This is a genomic window from Novosphingobium sp. BL-S-34 (assembly GCF_056857015.1).
The window spans coordinates 604,715-622,184 of record NZ_JBXEPV010000003.1 but is presented as its reverse complement, the minus strand read 5'-3'; the positions used below and the strand labels follow the sequence as shown (position 1 = coordinate 622,184).

Here is a 17,470-nt window from a genome sequence, read left to right as displayed (position 1 = left end):
TTGCGCGCATCTGTCCGAAGGTCGGATAAGAAAACGGCCGGCGGGTCATCCCCGCCAGCCGCTTTACGAGCTAGAACGGTCTTGCGCGAACGCCTAGCTTCCTCGCACCAACGCCTTCGGTGCCGGTGGCGGCTTGGGCGGCGTCCAGCCTGCCGGAACCGGCGAGGGCTTCTCTTCACGGGCGTAGTTTTCGAGGCTCGACAGCGAGGGGCCGTAATCCTCGGTCGGGGCATGGAGCCACTTCTCGTCCATCGCACGGGCGGCCGCCACGAGATCGGCAGGGAGACCCTTCACGCCGTCCTCGATGGTCTGGAAATGGGTGAAGTAGTCGACGTGGCCTTCTGCCTGGCCCATCAGCATCCACGGCAGCCAGGGCGTGATACGGCTCCAGGCGCCGATGTGCGGAATATGAGTGAGGCGCGGATTTTCGACATCCTCGCGCTTCACCGTATAGATGAAATGCTCGGACACGCGGTTCATCGGCCCTGAAGATTCGCGCACCCATTTCGCCGGATCGAGCGCATTGGGATATTGCATGTCGATGTCGGTGCGCAGGATCAGCGTGCCGTTGGGGCCTTCCTGCCAGTCTTGAAGGAAAGGCTTGCGCGCCGGTTTATCCTTGTTGAGACCGCCATAGGACGGGGGCTCCGGCGCCCATTGGCCGATCGTGAAGTTGAACGGATCGTTTGCGATCGGCACGACCTTGACGGTCTCGCCGGTATAGGGATTGTTCCAGGTCTTGAGAATTTCCCCGGTTTCCAGATCGCGATAGAACACGATCTCGCGCAGCATGCGGCGGTAGGACCCATCCTCGAGGCGCTTGGTGCGCGTAAAGCTGAAGCCTTCGACGCCGAAAAGCTGTCGCACCGGTTCATTCGGGCGCACGCCATAGGCCTTGCCTTTCAGCCAGCCGCACTTTTCCTTGGTCGGATCAATGTCGGCGTCGATGCGGACGTAGACGTCGCGGTTCCACTCAGGGTCCTTGAAATCGATTTTGGTCTTGAACGCCGGCGTGGCAGCACTGGGAGCGGCCGCGGCCTGGGCCAGCGAGGGCGCGGCCGCCATGCCGGCCGCGAGCCCCGCAAGCCCAAGGCTTTCGCGGCGGGAGAACTTCATGTCGTCCATTCGATGGTCCCCTGTTGGATTCGAATATCCCGGTCGATCCGGCTGATCGGTTTTTTGCGCTTTCGAAAGCCAGCGGCATCGCGCTAGGGTGCGGTGTTCGCCACGCGGATAGCCGGCGGCGCCCGAGTGCCATCGAGGCCCAGACGCCGCAGAAACAAACCCGCGCACAGGATCAAGCCGGAGTTGCACCCATGCTCAACACTTTCCAGCAATCGGCGCATGCCGCCTTGCCCAAGGCCACGGCCGACGAAGCGTCACGCCAGGAATTCGCCAAAAGCTTCAAGGGCTTCATTCAGTCGGGCCTGCTGCCCGGCCTCAGCCCGGTCTTTCAGACCCGTGTCTCGCAGACCTTCGAGAAACAGCACGGCCGCGTTCCTGCCGACCGGCGCGACATTCGCACCGGCATGGTGGGCGACCTCTACTTCCAGCACTATGCCGCCGCGAACCGGATCGCGCAGGAACTGCTGTGGGAATCGGTGAACGGCTCGGTGGACCGCCAACTTCCCGAACTGCTCGAAAAGGCGAAGGAACTTTCCGCATCCACCCCGGCAAAGCTCCAGATTCCCGACGATTTCGTCCCGCCCCGCTATGTCACCGCACTCGACATCCACTGCATGCCCGGCGGCTACTGCTCGGAAGTCTGCGCGCAGGACATTTCGGTGGGCGCGCTCTACGACCGGGGCGTCTACCTCTATGCGATGGGCTACACCGGCCCCGACAACGACGACATGGGCCGCTCGGTGGTCAACTACCTCAAGCGCAACCGGCCTGATTTCAAGCCCCGCCGCATCCTCGACATGGGCTGTACGGTCGGCCATTCGACCCTACCTTACAAGGAACTGTTCCCCGAGGCCGAAGTCTGGGGCATCGACGTCGGCGCGCCAGTTGTGCGCTATGCCCATGCCCGCGCCGCCGCGATGGGACAGGAAGTCAACTTCGCGCAGATGAGCGCCGAGCAGACTACCTTCCCCGATGGCCACTTCGACCTCGTGGTCAGCCATATCTTGCTGCACGAGACCAGCGGCAAGGCCATGCCCAAGATCTTCCAGGAAGCGCACCGCGTGCTCGCTCCAGGCGGGTTGATGATCCACGCGGACCTTCCTCCCTTCGACCTCATGGACCCGTTCACCCAGTTCATTCTCGATAACGAGACCTGGTATAACAACGAGCCGTTCTGGGGCGCCATGCGCGATATGGACCAGATCGCGCTGGCCGAGAAGGCAGGGTTCGACCGCGCAGATGTGCGTTTCGATACCGCGCCGATGGCCGTGATGGAGTTCGCGGCCGCCGCCGAGGGCTACAGCCAGGAAGCCTCCGAGCATGTTGCCGAGCGTGACTTCACTGCCGGCGAATTCGCACCCGGCGGTGGCTGGGAAGTTCTCATTGCCCGCAAGCCCGAAGCAAAGGCCCTCGCCGCGTGAACGACATGACCATGACTGAAGAAACCACCGCCGAACGGCCGCACGTCATCCGCCACGCCACGGGCAAGCGCCCGCAGTTCTACGACACGCCCGGTCTGGATGCGGCCATGTCGATGATAATGGTGCTCGCCAACGAGATGTGCGTCCTGCGCGACCGGTTGGATTCCGCCGAGCGTGTCGCCAAGGCCTCGGGGCTTGACCTTGCCGCCGGGATCGAGGCGCTCCAGTTTGACCAGGATGCCCTGGAAGAGCGTGAGCAGCGCCGCCAGGATTTCCTCCAGCGGTTGTTCTATCTTCAGCTCAAGGATGCCGACGAAGCGGCCAAGGCCCAGACCGAGGCCGCCTATAACCAGACCATCGCCGATATCGCGCAGCAGTAGGGCGCTGTCGGGAGGCACGAAAAAGCCGCCGGTGCCTCACGCATCGGCGGCTTTTTGGTGCCTCCCGTCTGCCTCAATCCGCCAGGCGCCGCAGTTCCGGGCCGATTTCGGTTCCAACGCGGTGTGTGTCGGCCAGCCAATCGAACCCGGTGACGAGGAAATTGTCGATCCCCGCCTCGCGGTAGCGCATCAGGGCCCTCACTAGGGTTCCGGGCGATCCGACAAGGCACATGACCTGAAGGCGACCTTGCGTCGCTTTGGTGAGCCCGGTCCACAGGCATGGGTCCAGCGCGGCATCGTCCGCCTCCACTGCGCGCTCCGCCGCATCCTGTGCCGCACGGCCAAGATCGCGGCCCAGCGCCCCGTACTCGGCCTGCCGCGCCTCGACGCCGCGCAGCAGGTCGCGGGCGCGATCCCATGCCGCCTCGTCGCTGTCCGCCACCACCAGGCGCATCGACATCGAGAAGCGCGGATCGCGGCCGTGGACGTCAGCCTCCCGCTTTATCTTGCCGACCAGTTCGCCGACTTGCGCCACACTGCCCGGCCCGAGCGCGTAGACATCCGCCAGTTCGGCGCCGTAGCGCAAGCCCAGTTCCGAAGTTCCGGCCCAGAACACCGGTACGCCGCCGTTCACCGGGCGCACTTCGCTGCCCGCCTGTTCGAACTGATACCAGTCTCCCTCATGATCGACGGGGTGCTCTCCTGCCCATATCCGGCGCATGACCTGCACATATTCCCGGCTGCGGTTATAGCGCTCCTGCTTGGAGTGGTAATCGCCGTCACAGCGGGTTTCGATGTCGGAAAACGCGGTGATGATGTGGACGCCCGCTCTTCCTCCGGAGAATTGATCAAGCGTCGCGAACGCGCGTGCGGCCATAGTCGGGGCGATGAAACCGGGACGATGCGCGACCATCAGCTTGAGGCGGCTTGTCGCCGCCGCCACCCACGTCGCGGTGACGAGGCTGTCGGCCGACTTTGCGTTCTGGCCGATCAGTACCCGGTCGTAGCCCGCAGCCTCATAGGCGCGCGCGCATTGGGCAACGAAGGCAGGGTCGTAAACGGCGGGTTCGACGCTCGCCTCGCAGCCCCGATAGGGCGAGACGAGGCCGACGAGTTCGATGGGTTTGCGTGACATGGCATGAGTTCCCGGAATGGGGCCTGAAGTTCAGGCTTGCGAATGCTGCCCGTTCTCCAGCGCCTGAAGCTGCGCGGGATCGAGGCGGTAGAAACACAGGGCGACCATGGCACAGAGCATGGCCGCCGCGGGGATCGCGGATTCGCACAGCATGATTGCCAGAATCGCCCGCTCGCCCTGAACGGCCGCCTGTCCGCTGCTCGAAGGAACGTAGTCCATCGCCCCCAGGAACGCCCCCATCGCAGCCAGCGCCGCGGCGGAGGAGAGCTTGTCGAACAGCGTCGTGAAGCCCGCGAACGCGCCCTCCCGCCGCTCGCCGCTCTGCACGTAGTCATAGCGCACGGCATCGGACAGCAGGGCATAGGCGCACAGGATCATGCCGCCGCCCGCAAAGCCGCTGACAAGGCCGCGCGCAGAGACCAGCACCATGCTCTCGCCTGGCGCGGCGGCGAGCCAGCTTAATTGCACCAGTCCGAACAGTGCCAGCGAGGCCATGTAGCAGGCCTTCTTGCCAACCCGGCCGGAAAGCCAGACCCATACGGTCATGCCCAGCACCATCATCACGGTCGCCATCATGAAGTAAGTACCCAGCACTTCATCGCCCAGCCCGAGCACGACACGGGTGAAATAGGCAAGCGCAGCCGACCCGATCGCGGTGCCGAACAGCAGGAAGACATGCGCGATGGCCAGAATGCGGAAAGGTCGGTTGTCCCAGGCGAGCCTGACCTGCCGGCCGAGTGCAACCAGCGGATTGCGACGCACGATCCCAGTGGCGGCACGCGCCTGTGTCCGCGGGGCGTCGCGCAGCAGACGGACCGCCACCACTGTTGCCAGCAGGACCACTAGTCCCACGACCATCGCCAGCAGCAGATGCCCGCCGCGCGTCGGCCCGGTCAGGCCGAGCAGCCACGCAGGAAGCGTCGATCCGATCAAGGTGCCGATGGCATTTCCGTACGTGCGCCAGGCCATGAGCCGGGTACGTTCGTGCGGGTCGGACGAGCTTTCCACCACCATCGCGAAGCCCGGGATCGTCAGCAAGGTATAGCCGGTGGCGTGAATCGCCAGCGCCAGCGTGACGAAGACTTGCGCTAGCAGGATAGAGCCCATGTCCGGCGCCCCGAACAATAGCGCGAGGCCCAGCGGCATGGCGATGCCACCCGCGAAGAGGAACGGCAGGCGGCGCCCCCAGGGCGTCACCGCGCGGTCGCTCCAGGCACCGACCGCCGGATCGAGGAAACCGTCGTAGATCTTGACCAGCGCGAAGATGAGGCCCGCCGCCCCTGCCGAGATGGCAAGGCTGTCGGTCATGAAGCGCAGGCCCAGCACGGTGACGACGTTCTGCCCCGCAGCATGTGCCAGCGGGATCATAAGCGAGCCGAACCGGATGCGCCATGTCCTCGAGCCTGATGGCTTGGAACCGGCAGGCGGAGCGATGGTCTGTGGAATATCGATGGCGCGCGAAATCGTTCCCGCGCCGGTTGGTTCGCTGGTCAAGCCTGCTGCCCTCCTGCCGTGCATCCCAGTCGATGCCGTCCCTTGCGAAGGTGCCTGCGGGCAGCCGCCTGCCGCGCCGTTTCTGCGCAGTCTCCGCAGAGCGGAGAGCCGAGCGGGATCACCCTTCGACGAGTGTCACGCTGACCTCGGCAATGCCATCGCGCAGCTTCTTCACCTCGGCGTATTCGGCCGATTCCCAGAAAGCCATGGCGGTTACGGCATCGGGCCACTCCATGACGACCGCACCGCCGCCCTCATGGCCCTCGCCTTCAAGCACCCGGCCGTTCCGTCCGCGCAGCACATAGCGCGCACCCCATTCCTCGGCGAGCCGGGCAACTGCCGGAGAATAGCCCGACATGAACGCCTCGCGGTCGTGGACTTTCGTAGTGATGACGAACCAGGCAGGCATGTTCTGTCTCCGAAATGAGAACCGGACCGGAAAGTCCGGTTCCACGCCGATCAGCGGATCAAAGCCGCGTCCTCCAGGCTCTGGAACATCGCCTGGCGCATGAGGTAGGCACGCCGGCGTTCATCGTCCTGCTTGATCGCCAGGAACTCGCGCCGGCGCGCATCGTGTGCCGATCCGCGACCACCGCTGATGAAGGCCATGTTCTGCTTGGTCTGGGCCTGGGTGAAGCTATGCGTCACTTCGCGGCGCTGGCGGTCGTAGAGTGCCAGGTTGGGCTCGATCGCCGCCTGTCCCTTCAGCACCGGCAGCAGCTTCTCGAACAAGTTGAAGGCATCGTGGATGCCCGAATTCATGCCGAAGCCGCCGAGCGGATTGTTGAGATGGGCAGCGTCGCCTACCAGCATGACGCGGCCCTCGCGGAATGACTGGGCCACGCGCTGGTGGACCCGGTAAAGCGTGCGGTGATGCGTGACGACCGAGGCGCCGTCGCCCATGAGACGCTCGAAGATCGCCGTCTTGTTGACTTCGGAAGTCAGTTCCGCCTCGTCCACCGCGCCGTTCACCGGCACCAGCACGCGCCAGACGGACGGCACCTTCAGCAGCACCAGCCATTCCTGCGGGTCGGAAACGTAGTTCACCAGCGAAAGGTTGGGAAAGAACTGGCAGAGGTCGGTTTCCGTCGAAAGGGTCAAAAACCGCTCGGGATAAGTGAACCCGTCGAATTGAGTGCCGAGCCACTTGCGCACGATCGAATTCGCGCCGTCCGCGCCGATCAGGAAGTCGGCGCGGATGCGCTCGATACCCATCATCGTCTCAACGGCAAGGTCCACGCCCCTCTCGTCCTGCACGAACGAAAGCAGGCGATTGCCGAAGCGAACATCGGCATTGGAATGATTGTCCAGCCCCGAGGCCAGCGCACGGGAAAGGTGGTACTGCTCGCACTGGATGCGGAAGGGATAGCGGGTGACGTCGTGCAACTCGCTGAGATCGAATTCGATCACTTCACCCGAAGCGCGGTCGCGCCACTGGTACACCGGAGCCTTGAGGCCGGTTTCCAGCAGCATCGGTGTGATGCCGATATCGTCCAGCATTTCGAGCGTCGGCGGGTGGAAGGTCGAAGCACGCAAATCCTGCGCACAGTCCTGTCCGGCTTCGAGCAGGATCACCGAGATACCCTGCTGCGCCAGCAACGTCGCCATGACCGTGCCGACAGGGCCGGCACCGGCAATCGCTACCTGGCAACGATCTTTCACTGACATTTGCGATGAAACTCCATTCAACGGGGCCGACAGGCCTAAAAGCTGCCGTCCGGGCTTGCGGCGCCGACCGTGACTCTATCCGAGGCGCGGTGAGCTGGATCGGGGCTTCGATGTTTAGGGAGACGTTTGGGTGGACCTGTTCAGGACTTCGCGGCCGGAACGGCAGCAGGCGTGACTTTGTCCAGCCAGCGCTTGAGGTCGCGAGTGAACTTCTCCGGATTCTCCCACATCGGGAAATGGCCAAGGTCGGGATATTCGATGAGTTCGACGGGCGCATGCGTAAAGCGGGCGACAGAGGCCTTTGCCCCTTGCGAGATCACGTCGTCATAGCTGCACCATTGCAGCAACACCGGCACGCGCACCGTTTCCGCCACTGCTCCGACATCCGAAGTCTTGAACGCCTTGACGTTGGCCTGGATGTACTGCGCCTGGCGGCCCAGCGCGCCCGGCAGGTTGTTCATGTCGTAAATCTGATCGACCATGCGATCGGTCGGCACGAAGCCAGGAGGAGTGGTGTCCTCCAGCATCAGCTTCCAGAACCAGTGCGAGCGCCAGTTTGGAAGCACTGCCTTGTGGAACGAGAGCATCCACGCCAGTCGCGGATCGACCTTGCGGGTCTGGCTCGGCCGTTCCAGAGGCAGCATCGAGAACGCCATGGCCGTAGCGTGTCCCGGATAGGCGCGGTTGTACTCAAGCGCGACGTTCGATCCGTTGGACGTCGCGACGACCGCGAAGCTGTCATGCCCAAGCTGCTTCATCAGCCCGTCCATCAGCTGAGCGGAGCGCGGCGTGGAATAGACGCCCGAAGGATCGGGGCCGGTCAGCCCGTAAGGCGACCAGTCGAAGCGGACCACCCGGTAGCTGTCCTTGAGCCGCTCGGCGACGCCGTCCCATTCGTGGAGGTTGACGATCGAACCGTGAAGCAGGACCACGACCGGCGCTCCCACCGGGCCTTCCTCGCGTACGTGCACCCGCACACCGTCCACGATGACGAAACGCGAGGGGCCGTCGGCCCAGCGCTTTTCGAGTTTCGCCCGGTCGCTCTCACCGGCTCCTGCCCGCAGGGCCAGTACGCTTCCACCGCCAATCAGTACCAGCGCGCCAAGCGCGCCCAGAAGGATATGGCGCTTTTTCATGCCGCCACCGGCTCTCGTACGGGCAGGCCCAGCGTCTCGCGCAAGGTACTGCCGGGATATTCGGTCCGAAGACGCCCGCGCTGCTGGAGCAGCGGCACGACCTGTTCCACGAAGTCCTCAAGCCCGCCCGGCATATAGCTGGGCTGAAGGGTGAAACCGTCGCAGGCACCGGCATCGCGCCAGGCGATCATCATGTCCGCCATCTGATCGGGCGTGCCGAGGAACACGTTATGACCGCGCGGATGGCGCATGAAATTGGCCGCGAAAGCGCCGAGCGGGGTGCCCTTTTCCTGCGCAGGCGTGATGGCGCGGGCGATGTCGGCCTTGGGCAGGATCGTTCGGTCGAGGATCGTGTCCACCGGGATCGCGCCGGCAGGATCGAAGGCGGTCAGGTCGCAGCCCAGCGATTCCGAGAGATATTCGATGGCCAGTGCATCGTCGGCAAGGTCGAGGATGGCGAGATGGGCGGCGCGCGCCTCTTCCTCGGTGCCGCCCAGTACGCAGGACAGGCCCGGCATGATCCGCACGCCGTCGGGATCGCGGCCCACAGCGGCGATGCGGGTGCGCAAGTCGCTACGGAAATCCACGCCGGCCTCGATATTGGCGGCCGGACAGAAGATCGCCTCGGCCGTGCGCGCCGCGAAATCGCGCCCGTCGGGCGACTGGCCCGCCTGGACGAGGACCGGGCGCCCCTGGGGGAGCATCGGCCCTTCGCGGTCCATCGCCGACCAGAGTTCGCAGGCCTTGGCGACGACTTCCTTGGCGTGGCGATAACGTTCATCCTTCGGCGGGAGATCGTCTTCGCCGAAATTAGGGGCGGTGTCGGGATGCGCGGTGGTGACGATGTTCCAGCCCGCACGGCCGCCGGAAATACGCTCCATCGTACCGAAGCGCTCGGCGAGCATTTGCGGGGTGTTATATGTCGTTGAAACCGTGGCGACGAGGCCAACATGCTTCGTCACCGCCGCCATCGCGGTCAGCAGGCTGACGGGATCGAGCGTCGGCATTGCCATGCGCTCCGGCGTGCGACCACCCGCCCCGCGCGACTGGAGCTGATCGCCGAAGACGATCGCGTCGAACATGCCCTGTTCGGCTAGTTTCGCAACGCCGGCGTAGTAGTCCATCGAGAACACGCCCGCCGGGTTCGCGCGTTCATGCATCCATCCGCTCGGGAAGAAGCCGATGCCCTGGAGAAAGGCCCAGAGGTGAATTTGCTTGTCCATCATGCGTTCTCCGGGATCACGGCGCCGTCGGGCTGGTTGGATGCGGTGGAAGGGATTGGCAGGCCAAGCCGCGCACGCAGGTCGCCGCTCTCGGCCAAGCGCGCCGAAACGAGAGCGCCGAAACGCGCGCCGATCAGGGGAAGCTGCGACAGGGCCTGGGTAAGGGTAAAGTGCAGGCCGTCGATCTCACCGGCCTCGAAACGGGCTACCGTTTCTGCAAGATCGGCATCCGGCGCAACCTTGAGCAAGCGCTTGCTTGCCGAAGGCACTGGCTGTCCATCGGCAAACAGCGCGATATCGGCATCGGCTACGGCGAGTGGCGCGTCTCCGTCCACCACCAGCAGCGGATGGCCAAGCGGCGGGCGCATGGCGTTGACGGGACCGGCCACCTTAAAGAACGCGCCTGCGTAGTTCGAGGCGGTGACTTTCGACGCATCGAGATAGCGCCCGCTTGCCTTGTCGAGGATCAGCGTATCGCTGCCCCAACCATCCCACAGCGCGCGGGCGGCGGCGACCATGTCCTCGCCCATGCCTTGCGGCGCGCCTTCGGATACCACCGACCAGCCGGTGCGTCCCGCGCTCAGGAAATCGATGGCTGAAAGCGCCCGGGCAACGTGGAAGGGGTGCGCGTTCGACGCTGGAACCGTGGCGACCAGGCCGAGCCGCGAGGTCAGCGGCGCCGCCCATGCCAGCATCACTTGCGCATCGAAGGGACGCGCGCCGGAGCGGCCCATGACCAGCAGGTCGAGACCGGCCGCTTCGGCTGCGCGCAGGATCGGCGCGGCGCTTTCGGGAATGGCGAAGGCGGCCTCGGCGATCGAGGCGGAGAGGATGAAAGGTCTGGTCATACGATGATCACCGGTTCATGAAGGGGATGGATGGGTTCGCAACCGGTCTCGGTAATGCGCACGAGGTCTTCGCAATGGGCCGAGCCGCCGATGCCGATATCCAGCGTCGGGCAGTCGACCGAGAGGATCATGCCCGGCTCCAGCACGATGTCCGGCTTGCGCCAGAAACCGCCGTGGACTTCGCCCGGCTCGTCGGTATGGGCCAAGCCGACGCTGTGCGGACCGAAGCCTATGACAGCCTCGTATCCGGCCTTGCGGATGGCCGCTTCGCCCAGCATCGCGATCTCGGAATAGCGCAGGCCCGGCCGCAGCTTCTCACGTACCGCTTGCCAGCCGAAGGCGGCCGCTTGAGCCGCGCGGGCAGCGGCGCGGGTCGGCTCGCCGACGAAGACGGTGCGGGCGAAATCGCCGTGGTAACCAAGGTATTGGCTGACACCGTCAAGCATCAGCGTCTGCCCATCTGCTACCTCGATCCGCGACAGGTCCGAGGAGACGCGGTCGACATTGAGGAAGACCGCCGTATTGCCTCGCGCGGCGGTTTCCATGCGAAACAGGGCCTGCAACTCAGCATGGCCGGCACCGGCACGGATCGCGCGGCCCACGGCATTGAGCGCATCGACATTGGACTTCGCCGCGCGGGCCATCAAGGCGTGCTCCAGGGGCGATTTCACGAGGCGGATCTCGCGCAGGATATTGTCGGCCTGCACCAGTTTGCCGGGATGCTCGCGGCGCAGGGCGACTTCGGCAATGACTGCGTGGTCATAGCCGATCCGTCCCTGCCACAAGCCAAGACCGCGCATGGCCACCGCGATAGCCGCCCCGGCATCCCCGTGCGCCGTCATGGCCCCGGCCTCACGCGCGGAAATTGCCTCGCGATGAGCCTCAGCGCCAGTCAGCGGACTGCTGGTTCGGCGCGGCAGGACGGACGTGTCCGGCACTTGCGCCGGGGTGTCGTCGCCCGCGTCTCCGAGCGCGTCGTAGAGCCAGACGGCCACGTCGCTGCGGGAGCGTCCATCGGCCCAGCTATAGTGATGGAGGAAACGGCTGGTAACGAGGCCCCATTGTCCGGGCCGCTCGCGCGCTAGCAGTGCGAAAGTCCCCGGAGGTTGTCCGGGCCGGGTCCGTCCTATCTGCGGCCAGTGCCCCAACGCGTGGAACACGTTCACCGGATCGCCCAGCACCAGGCCCGCCAGATCGTGTCGTTCCATCACAGCGATCGCACGGGCCAGATTGATCGGCCCCTCGTGCTCGAGCGCCGCCAGAAGCGCGCCGTCGTCAGGAAGGAAGGATGTGTCCATGACGGCGATTATGAACCTGGCCGCTTAGCAATCCGGGGTGGGGGGATAAAACTATTCGCCTGCCGATCAAGTTTGCATGGAGGGGCGGCGCGTGTCCGGCCTGCGATAGCCTCGGCCCTCATGAACGAACCCGAGATTCCCGATACCCTTCAGATCGAGCGTGCCTTCGTCCGGCTCGATGAGGGGCAGGTTCACTTGCGCCGCCTGCCGGCGGCCGACGCCGCGCACCGGCCCTTGCTCCTGCTTCACGCCTCGCCCGCATCTTCATGGTTCATGCAGGACCTGATGACGGCCCTTCGCGCGGCGGGATTCCTTGGCGAGATCGTCGCGCCGGATACGCTCGGCAACGGCGATTCCGCCGCCCCTGGGCCTGCCGAGCCCGACATCGCCTATTTCGCGGATTCCATGGACCGCCTCTGCAACGCGCTGGGCTTCGGGGCGGTCGATGCGTACGGCACTCACACCGGCGCCCGCATCGCCTGCGAGCTTGCCGCCGGCTATCCCGCCCGCGTGCGCTGCCTCGTGCTGGATGGCATTACCGAATACGAGGACGAGCTGCGCGAAACGGTGATCGCCAATTACGCCCCGGTGGTCGAGCCGGACGAGTATGGCCGCCACTTGGTCTGGGCGTTCAACTTTTGCCGCGACCAGGCGCTGTTCTTTCCGCATTTCCTGAAAGACGCCGAGCACCGGCTTTCCGTGCCGATGCCGCCGCCGCAGGTGCTGCACCGGATCACGCTGGACGTACTCAAGGCGCTCGACACTTATCCCAAGCCCTACATCGCCGCGTTCCGCTACCGCGCTTTCGAGCGCATGGCCCTGATCACCGCGCCCACGCTGCTGCTCAAGCCCGAGACCGAACTCGCCCTGCTCAATGCTTCGGTGAAGACCGCACTCGGCCTGCTGGCCAACGGGCACGAGGCGGTTACCGGTGGATCGCCCGCAGCCAAGGCCGCCGCCATGGCCAAATTCCTCAAGAGGCAGATAGCATGAAAATGTCGGTTTCGAAGGATGGCCGGGCCGATGCCCGGTTGAGCGTCAGGACCTGCCTCGGCTTCGGGATCGGTACGGTGGGCGTGTCGATCATGCTCAACACCGTCACGACATATTTTCCCGCGCTGATGTCCACGGTGCTGGGCCAGTCGCCCGAGATCGCCGGTTACCTGCTGATGATCTCCAAGCTGGCCGACGCGGTGATCGACGTCGCCATCGGCAGCCTGTCCGACCGCGCCCGCACCCGCTGGGGCCGGCGCAAGCCGTTCCTCATGGGAGGAGCGCTGCTTTCGGCCGTCTCGTTCGTGATGCTGTTCGCGCCGCCGGTCCTGTCCGAAGGAGCGCTGCTGCTCTGGATGATCGCGGGGCTGGTGATCTACTCCACCGCCTATTCGCTGTTCAACGTGCCTTACATGGCCCTGCCCGCCGAACTGACCGACGGCTTCCACGAACGCACGCGCCTGATCTCGTTCCGCACCGTGTTCGTCTCGATCGGCCAGCTCCTGGCGATGGCGGGCACCGCGTGGCTGATCCAGAGCGGCGGCGCCGGCCGTTCCGGCTTCGCCACCATGGGCGTGGTCATGGCGCTCATCATCGGCGGATCAATGACGGCGACGGCGCTCGCCGTCCCGGTGAACCACGGCACCGCGCCGGGTTCCGGCAAGCACCTGCCCGGTCCGGCACAGCTTCGCGCAATCGCCCGCAACCGGCCTTTCATGATGCTGCTCGGCGCAAAGGTGTTCCAGTTCCTGTCATTCGCCTCGGTTGCCTCGACGATGCTGTTGTTCATGCTCAACGTCGTGGGCGTGGGCTACAGCGGCCAGATCGCCTTTGCCGTGACCCAGAACGTCGTCACCGCGCTGGTCATGCCGCTGTGGGTCTGGACCGGAAAGCGCTTCGGGAAGCGCCGCACGTATCTGGCGGGCGTCGTGCTGTTCTGCCTGACCACGCTGAGCTGGCTCTTGGCCGACCACTCAATCACCACGACCGGTATCGTCCTGCGCGGCATCGGCGGCGGCCTTGGCTCAGGCGCCATCATTCTGATGTCGATCTCGATGCTGGGCGATACCCAGGCCTATGACCGCCTGCTGACCGGCGAGGCACGCGAGGGGCTTCTCTCCAGCGCCATCGCCGTGATCGAGAAAGTCAGCTTCGCCCTCGGCGTCGCAGTGCTGGGCGTGTTCCTCCACGCGCTGGGCTACGTTCCGACCACCGGCGGCGCCATCGTTGCTCAGCCCGCTAGCGCCATGCTGGCGCTCAAGCTCGGATTCTCGGTGATCCCGGCGGTCATGTTCGCAATCAACGGCCTGTTCCTCTGGGCCTACGACCTTGACGAGGACAAGCTCACCGCCGCTCGCCTGGAAACCGCCGAAGGCCTCGGGCACGCAGTGGCATGAACCGATCCCCGAACAGCGGAGATTCCGCTTTGGACGTGCAAGGTGCGCAAAGCAGCGAGCATTCTGCCTTCATGACCGATACATCCTCGATCCGCCGCGCCTATACCACCTGCCGCCACGGTCAGATGCACTACCGCACCGCCGGATCTGCACAGGCCGGACGCACGCCCATCGTGCTGTTGCACCAGAACCCTTCGTCCTCCTACGAGTACGAGGCCCTGATCCGCGAATTGGCGACCGACCGTCTCGTCGTCTCCCTCGACACGCCGGGCTACGGCATGTCCGACGCGCCGCCCGCGCCGCCGGGGATGGCAGGCTATGCCGCCGCCTTCTCGGACGCGCTCGACGCGCTTGATTCCGAGGGCGTGCTGACCGGCAAGGTCGATCTCTACGGCTTCCACACCGGCACGCTGCTGTCCTGCGAACTGGCCATCGCCCGTCCGGACAAGGTCCGCGCGCTCGGGCTGACCGGCATTCCGATGTTCGATCCAGCCACGCTTGCGGCCAAGCTTGAAGAGGCGCGCAACTTCCCGGAGCCGGACGAAAGCGGCGAAGTTATTCTGGGCCTGCTCGGCAGGCTCTGGAGCTACATCGTCACCAACCGCAACCCTGCGCAGCCGCTCGACAAGGCGGTTTGGAACTTCGCCGACAAGTCGCGCGTGCTCCACCGGTTTACCTGGGCCTACAGCGGCGTCTGGTCGTGGGATTTCTCGCGCCTCGGTCTCGTCACCCAACCGGCCGTGCTCGTGCAGACGGGGGAAGACCTTCTCGAAGTGTCTCTCCAGGCCGCCGCGCGCATGCCGGACTGCCGCACGGTCCAGCTTCTCGATCTCAACAAAGACATTTTCGATCTTGCCTCGGAGCGTATTGCCCATGAATTGCGTGACTTCCTTGACCGCCTCTGACCTACCGGTAGCCGAGGTTTCGCACTCGGTCCTCCATCCCGAGTTCATCGCCGCCGAAGTGGCGCGCCGCTATCCCGTCAAGGGCGAGCTTACCTGTTTTCTGCTCTACCGGGGCATGAACGACGTCTACCTCGTCCAGGACGAGGAAGCTAAGTACGCCCTGCGCGTCTGGCGCAAGACCTACCGCCACGTTGACGACGTAGCCTACGAACTCGATTTCCTCGATTACCTGCGCGAGCAGGGCTTCCCCGCCTCGGTCGGCGTGCCTCAGCATGATGGCAAGCTCTATTTCAAGGTGCTCTCCCCCGAGGGCGAACGCGCCATTGCGCTCTACGACTGGGCGCCGGGCGTGAAGTTCGGCGACCGTCTGTCCGAGGAGACCGCCTTCCGCATCGGCGCCGCCATGGCCCGGATGCACCTGCTTGGCGATGCTTGGGCCGGGCCGGAGCACCGGTTCTCGACCGAAACGGCCAAGGACTACAACATCTGCATGCCGGCCCTTATAGACTTCGTTTACGACCGGCCGGATGACTTGCGCGACTATCCGGTGATCGCCGCCAACCTCGACAAGCGGCTCGACGAACTTGCCGCCTCCGGAAAAGTACCGCTGGGCGTGTGCCATCGCGATTTTCACCCCAGCAACGTCCACGTCGCCGAGGACGGCGGCATCACCTTGCTGGACTTCGACGCCGCGGGCGAAGACTTCCTTATGCAGGACGTGCAGAACTTCGTCTGGGGCAACCTGTTCTACGGCTTCGACCCGAAGATCGGCGAGGCTTTCGAGGACGGCTACCAGTCGGTGCGGCCCTTCACCAAGGAAGAGACCGAGAACTCCGAGCTGTTTCTGATGGCGAAGGCTCTTCGCCTGATCGCGGGCATGGCCCATAGCTCGACGGCGGTAGGGCGCGGCACCCTGCGCTTCCGCAATCTCGACTGGCTGGGCGATTATGTGAAGACCCGCGCCCGCGCCTGCGGCCTGCTCTGACCATGAACGGCCCGATCGCGCTCGACAGGGCGGAGGCTGCGGCGATGTCATCGTCCGGCCCCCGCCCGGTGGCGGAAGGCTCGTGGCCGGGCGGCAAGTCCGCGTGGATCATGGTCTTCATGCTGTTCCTGGCAGGGGTTCTCTCGGTCATCGACCGGGCGGCGCTCAACATCCTGGTCGACCCGGTGCGCGCTGACATCGGCATCGGGGACGAGCAGATCGGGCTATTGCAGGGCCTCGCCTTCGGGCTGTTCTATGCCTTCATGGGACTGCCGATGGGCCTGCTCGCCGATCGCATCTCTCGCCGCAACCTGATCGTCGCGGGGATCGCGCTGTGGAGCGTGGCGACGATCGGCAGCGGGCTGGCCCAGACTTTCGGCTCGCTGTTCACCGCCCGTCTGCTGGTGGGTCTGGGTGAGGCCGCGCTGGGACCGGCCGCGATCTCGCTGATCGCGGACCTGTTCTCACCGGCGCGCCGCGGACGGCCGATCTCGTTCTACATGATGGGACAGGGGCTCGCGAACGGCGTGGCCATCTCGCTGACCGGCCTGCTGGTGACGGCCGCCGGTGCAGGCGCTTTCCTCGGCTTGCCACTGATCGGCCACCTCGTGCCCTGGCGGATCGTCTTCGTGGTGTTCGGCGCCAGCGGGCTGTTGGTAGCCTTGGGGCTGCTTGCCTTCACGCGAGAGCCCGCCCGGCAGGTCCAGGCCGCCGCCGGATCCGTGCCGCGCTTGCCCGGCGCAGCCGAAGCGGCCTATTTCTGGCGCAATCGCAGCGTGCTCCTGCCGCTCTACTTCGGCTTCGCGACCTGCTTCACGGTGGCCTACGGCGGTTCCGCCTGGGCGCCGACGATGCTTCTGCGCGGCTACGGCGCCGATGCCGCCTTCCTCGGCAAGTGGCTTGGGCCGCTTTCGATCCTGTTCTCCGCCATCGGCCCGCTGATCGGCGGGACCATGCTGGACCGCTCGATGCGCTCGGGCCGGACGATGGCGCGCTTCGCGATCCTGGCGTTCGCGCCTTTGTTCGCCCTACCCTCGGTCCTGGCGGTGCTGGCAGGCGAACTTCACCTGGCCACGGTGCTGGTAGCCTCGTCGAATGCCGTGTTCTCGGTGATCGGCACGGTGATGTTCGCTACCTTGCAGTCCCTCGTCCCTCCCCGCATGCGCGGCTGCGCGATCTCGCTCACTCTCGTGCTCAACACCATCATCGGCGCAAGCCTGGGCCCGCTTATGGTTGCCAGCGTGACCGAGCGCGTGTTGCACGACCCGGCGCAAGTGGGCTGGTCGATTGCCATGGTCTGCACGCCGTTCCTGCTGCTGGGCGCCGCACTCTACGCCGGAGCCGGGCGCGCGATGCGCCGCGCCGCCGCGCGGGGCGACAGCGAATGCGCCGGCCTGCTGTCCAGCGGCGCCAATTGATCCGAACACACATGCCGTAGGCCGGACGCGATCGCCCGGCCATG

Annotated in this window: 16 protein-coding genes; 7 read left to right on the top strand and 9 right to left on the bottom strand. The window is 65.4% G+C overall.

The features are described 5' to 3' along the window. Positions 1-93 precede the first annotated feature (93 nt). Positions 94-1,125, bottom strand: coding sequence for a DUF1838 family protein (locus AC1VV3_RS25585; protein ID WP_465128471.1), 1,032 nt, complete (start codon positions 1,123-1,125; stop codon positions 94-96). A 191-nt stretch (positions 1,126-1,316) separates the two neighbouring features. Here AC1VV3_RS25585 and AC1VV3_RS25580 point away from each other — a divergent pair, with 191 nt between their 5' ends. After that, positions 1,317-2,546, top strand: a complete 1,230-nt coding sequence (locus tag AC1VV3_RS25580) for a class I SAM-dependent methyltransferase (RefSeq protein WP_465128472.1) — start codon at positions 1,317-1,319, stop codon at positions 2,544-2,546. Between the two features lie 5 nt (positions 2,547-2,551). Next, positions 2,552-2,926, top strand: a complete 375-nt coding sequence (locus AC1VV3_RS25575) for a hypothetical protein (RefSeq protein ID WP_465128473.1) — start codon at positions 2,552-2,554, stop codon at positions 2,924-2,926. A gap of 73 nt (positions 2,927-2,999) precedes the next feature. Here the strand turns inward: AC1VV3_RS25575 and AC1VV3_RS25570 are convergent, their stop codons facing one another. The 8 genes from AC1VV3_RS25570 to AC1VV3_RS25535 form a co-directional block, all read right to left on the bottom strand. Beyond that, positions 3,000-4,061: an LLM class flavin-dependent oxidoreductase gene (locus tag AC1VV3_RS25570; protein ID WP_465128474.1), complete on the bottom strand. Its 1,062-nt coding sequence runs from the start codon at positions 4,059-4,061 to the stop codon at positions 3,000-3,002. Positions 4,062-4,091: 30 nt separating this feature from the next. Beyond that, positions 4,092-5,555, bottom strand: a complete 1,464-nt coding sequence (locus AC1VV3_RS25565) for an MFS transporter (RefSeq protein WP_465128475.1) — start codon at positions 5,553-5,555, stop codon at positions 4,092-4,094. Between the two features lie 118 nt (positions 5,556-5,673). Further along, positions 5,674-5,964 carry a DUF1330 domain-containing protein gene (locus AC1VV3_RS25560; RefSeq protein WP_465128476.1) on the bottom strand — a complete coding sequence of 97 codons (291 nt, stop codon included), beginning with the start codon at positions 5,962-5,964 and terminating at the stop codon, positions 5,674-5,676. Positions 5,965-6,014: 50 nt separating this feature from the next. Then, entirely contained in the window at positions 6,015-7,223 is a 1,209-nt protein-coding gene (locus AC1VV3_RS25555) for an FAD-dependent oxidoreductase (protein ID WP_482963255.1), read from the bottom strand. A gap of 140 nt (positions 7,224-7,363) precedes the next feature. Beyond that, entirely contained in the window at positions 7,364-8,359 is a 996-nt protein-coding gene (locus tag AC1VV3_RS25550; protein ID WP_482963254.1) for an alpha/beta fold hydrolase, read from the bottom strand. After that, complete coding sequence (locus AC1VV3_RS25545) at positions 8,356-9,582, bottom strand: LLM class flavin-dependent oxidoreductase (protein WP_465128479.1); 1,227 nt, start codon at positions 9,580-9,582, stop codon at positions 8,356-8,358. Before AC1VV3_RS25545 ends, AC1VV3_RS25550 begins: the two co-directional genes overlap by 4 nt. Beyond that, on the bottom strand, positions 9,582-10,430 hold the full coding sequence (locus AC1VV3_RS25540) for an LLM class flavin-dependent oxidoreductase (protein WP_465128480.1): 849 nt from the start codon (positions 10,428-10,430) through the stop codon (positions 9,582-9,584). Before AC1VV3_RS25540 ends, AC1VV3_RS25545 begins: the two co-directional genes overlap by 1 nt. Further along, positions 10,427-11,728 (bottom strand): M24 family metallopeptidase, encoded by a 1,302-nt coding sequence (locus AC1VV3_RS25535; protein WP_465128481.1) that lies wholly within the window; start codon positions 11,726-11,728, stop codon positions 10,427-10,429. The genes AC1VV3_RS25540 and AC1VV3_RS25535 overlap by 4 nt, the downstream gene beginning before the upstream one ends. 120 nt (positions 11,729-11,848) lie before the next feature. Here AC1VV3_RS25535 and AC1VV3_RS25530 point away from each other — a divergent pair, with 120 nt between their 5' ends. The 5 genes from AC1VV3_RS25530 (at position 11,849) to AC1VV3_RS25510 (ending at position 17,426) form a co-directional block, all read left to right on the top strand. After that, positions 11,849-12,721 (top strand): alpha/beta fold hydrolase, encoded by an 873-nt coding sequence (locus tag AC1VV3_RS25530; protein WP_465128482.1) that lies wholly within the window; start codon positions 11,849-11,851, stop codon positions 12,719-12,721. Beyond that, complete coding sequence (locus AC1VV3_RS25525; protein WP_482963253.1) at positions 12,718-14,118, top strand: MFS transporter; 1,401 nt, start codon at positions 12,718-12,720, stop codon at positions 14,116-14,118. The genes AC1VV3_RS25530 and AC1VV3_RS25525 overlap by 4 nt, the downstream gene beginning before the upstream one ends. Positions 14,119-14,189: 71 nt before the next feature. Next, positions 14,190-15,023, top strand: a complete 834-nt coding sequence (locus AC1VV3_RS25520; protein WP_465128484.1) for an alpha/beta fold hydrolase — start codon at positions 14,190-14,192, stop codon at positions 15,021-15,023. Then, positions 15,001-16,008, top strand: coding sequence for a phosphotransferase enzyme family protein (locus AC1VV3_RS25515; RefSeq protein WP_465128485.1), 1,008 nt, complete (start codon positions 15,001-15,003; stop codon positions 16,006-16,008). The genes AC1VV3_RS25520 and AC1VV3_RS25515 overlap by 23 nt, the downstream gene beginning before the upstream one ends. A 2-nt stretch (positions 16,009-16,010) precedes the next feature. Further along, positions 16,011-17,426: an MFS transporter gene (locus AC1VV3_RS25510; RefSeq protein WP_465128486.1), complete on the top strand. Its 1,416-nt coding sequence runs from the start codon at positions 16,011-16,013 to the stop codon at positions 17,424-17,426. Positions 17,427-17,470: the final 44 nt, after the last annotated feature.

Excerpts from the sequence above, each read along its gene's own strand:
- AC1VV3_RS25585 (WP_465128471.1), bottom strand. The coding sequence starts at position 1,125 with ATGGACGACATGAAGTTCTCCCGCCGCGAAAGCCTTGGGCTTGCGGGG.
- AC1VV3_RS25580 (WP_465128472.1), top strand. The coding sequence starts at position 1,317 with ATGCTCAACACTTTCCAGCAATCGGCGCATGCCGCCTTGCCCAAGGCC.
- AC1VV3_RS25575 (WP_465128473.1), top strand. The coding sequence starts at position 2,552 with ATGACCATGACTGAAGAAACCACCGCCGAACGGCCGCACGTCATCCGC.
- AC1VV3_RS25570 (WP_465128474.1), bottom strand. The coding sequence starts at position 4,061 with ATGTCACGCAAACCCATCGAACTCGTCGGCCTCGTCTCGCCCTATCGG.
- AC1VV3_RS25560 (WP_465128476.1), bottom strand. The coding sequence starts at position 5,964 with ATGCCTGCCTGGTTCGTCATCACTACGAAAGTCCACGACCGCGAGGCG.
- AC1VV3_RS25555 (WP_482963255.1), bottom strand. The coding sequence starts at position 7,223 with ATGTCAGTGAAAGATCGTTGCCAGGTAGCGATTGCCGGTGCCGGCCCT.
- AC1VV3_RS25550 (WP_482963254.1), bottom strand. The coding sequence starts at position 8,359 with ATGAAAAAGCGCCATATCCTTCTGGGCGCGCTTGGCGCGCTGGTACTG.
- AC1VV3_RS25545 (WP_465128479.1), bottom strand. The coding sequence starts at position 9,582 with ATGGACAAGCAAATTCACCTCTGGGCCTTTCTCCAGGGCATCGGCTTC.
- AC1VV3_RS25540 (WP_465128480.1), bottom strand. The coding sequence starts at position 10,430 with ATGACCAGACCTTTCATCCTCTCCGCCTCGATCGCCGAGGCCGCCTTC.
- AC1VV3_RS25535 (WP_465128481.1), bottom strand. The coding sequence starts at position 11,728 with ATGGACACATCCTTCCTTCCTGACGACGGCGCGCTTCTGGCGGCGCTC.
- AC1VV3_RS25530 (WP_465128482.1), top strand. The coding sequence starts at position 11,849 with ATGAACGAACCCGAGATTCCCGATACCCTTCAGATCGAGCGTGCCTTC.
- AC1VV3_RS25525 (WP_482963253.1), top strand. The coding sequence starts at position 12,718 with ATGAAAATGTCGGTTTCGAAGGATGGCCGGGCCGATGCCCGGTTGAGC.
- AC1VV3_RS25520 (WP_465128484.1), top strand. The coding sequence starts at position 14,190 with ATGACCGATACATCCTCGATCCGCCGCGCCTATACCACCTGCCGCCAC.
- AC1VV3_RS25510 (WP_465128486.1), top strand. The coding sequence starts at position 16,011 with ATGAACGGCCCGATCGCGCTCGACAGGGCGGAGGCTGCGGCGATGTCA.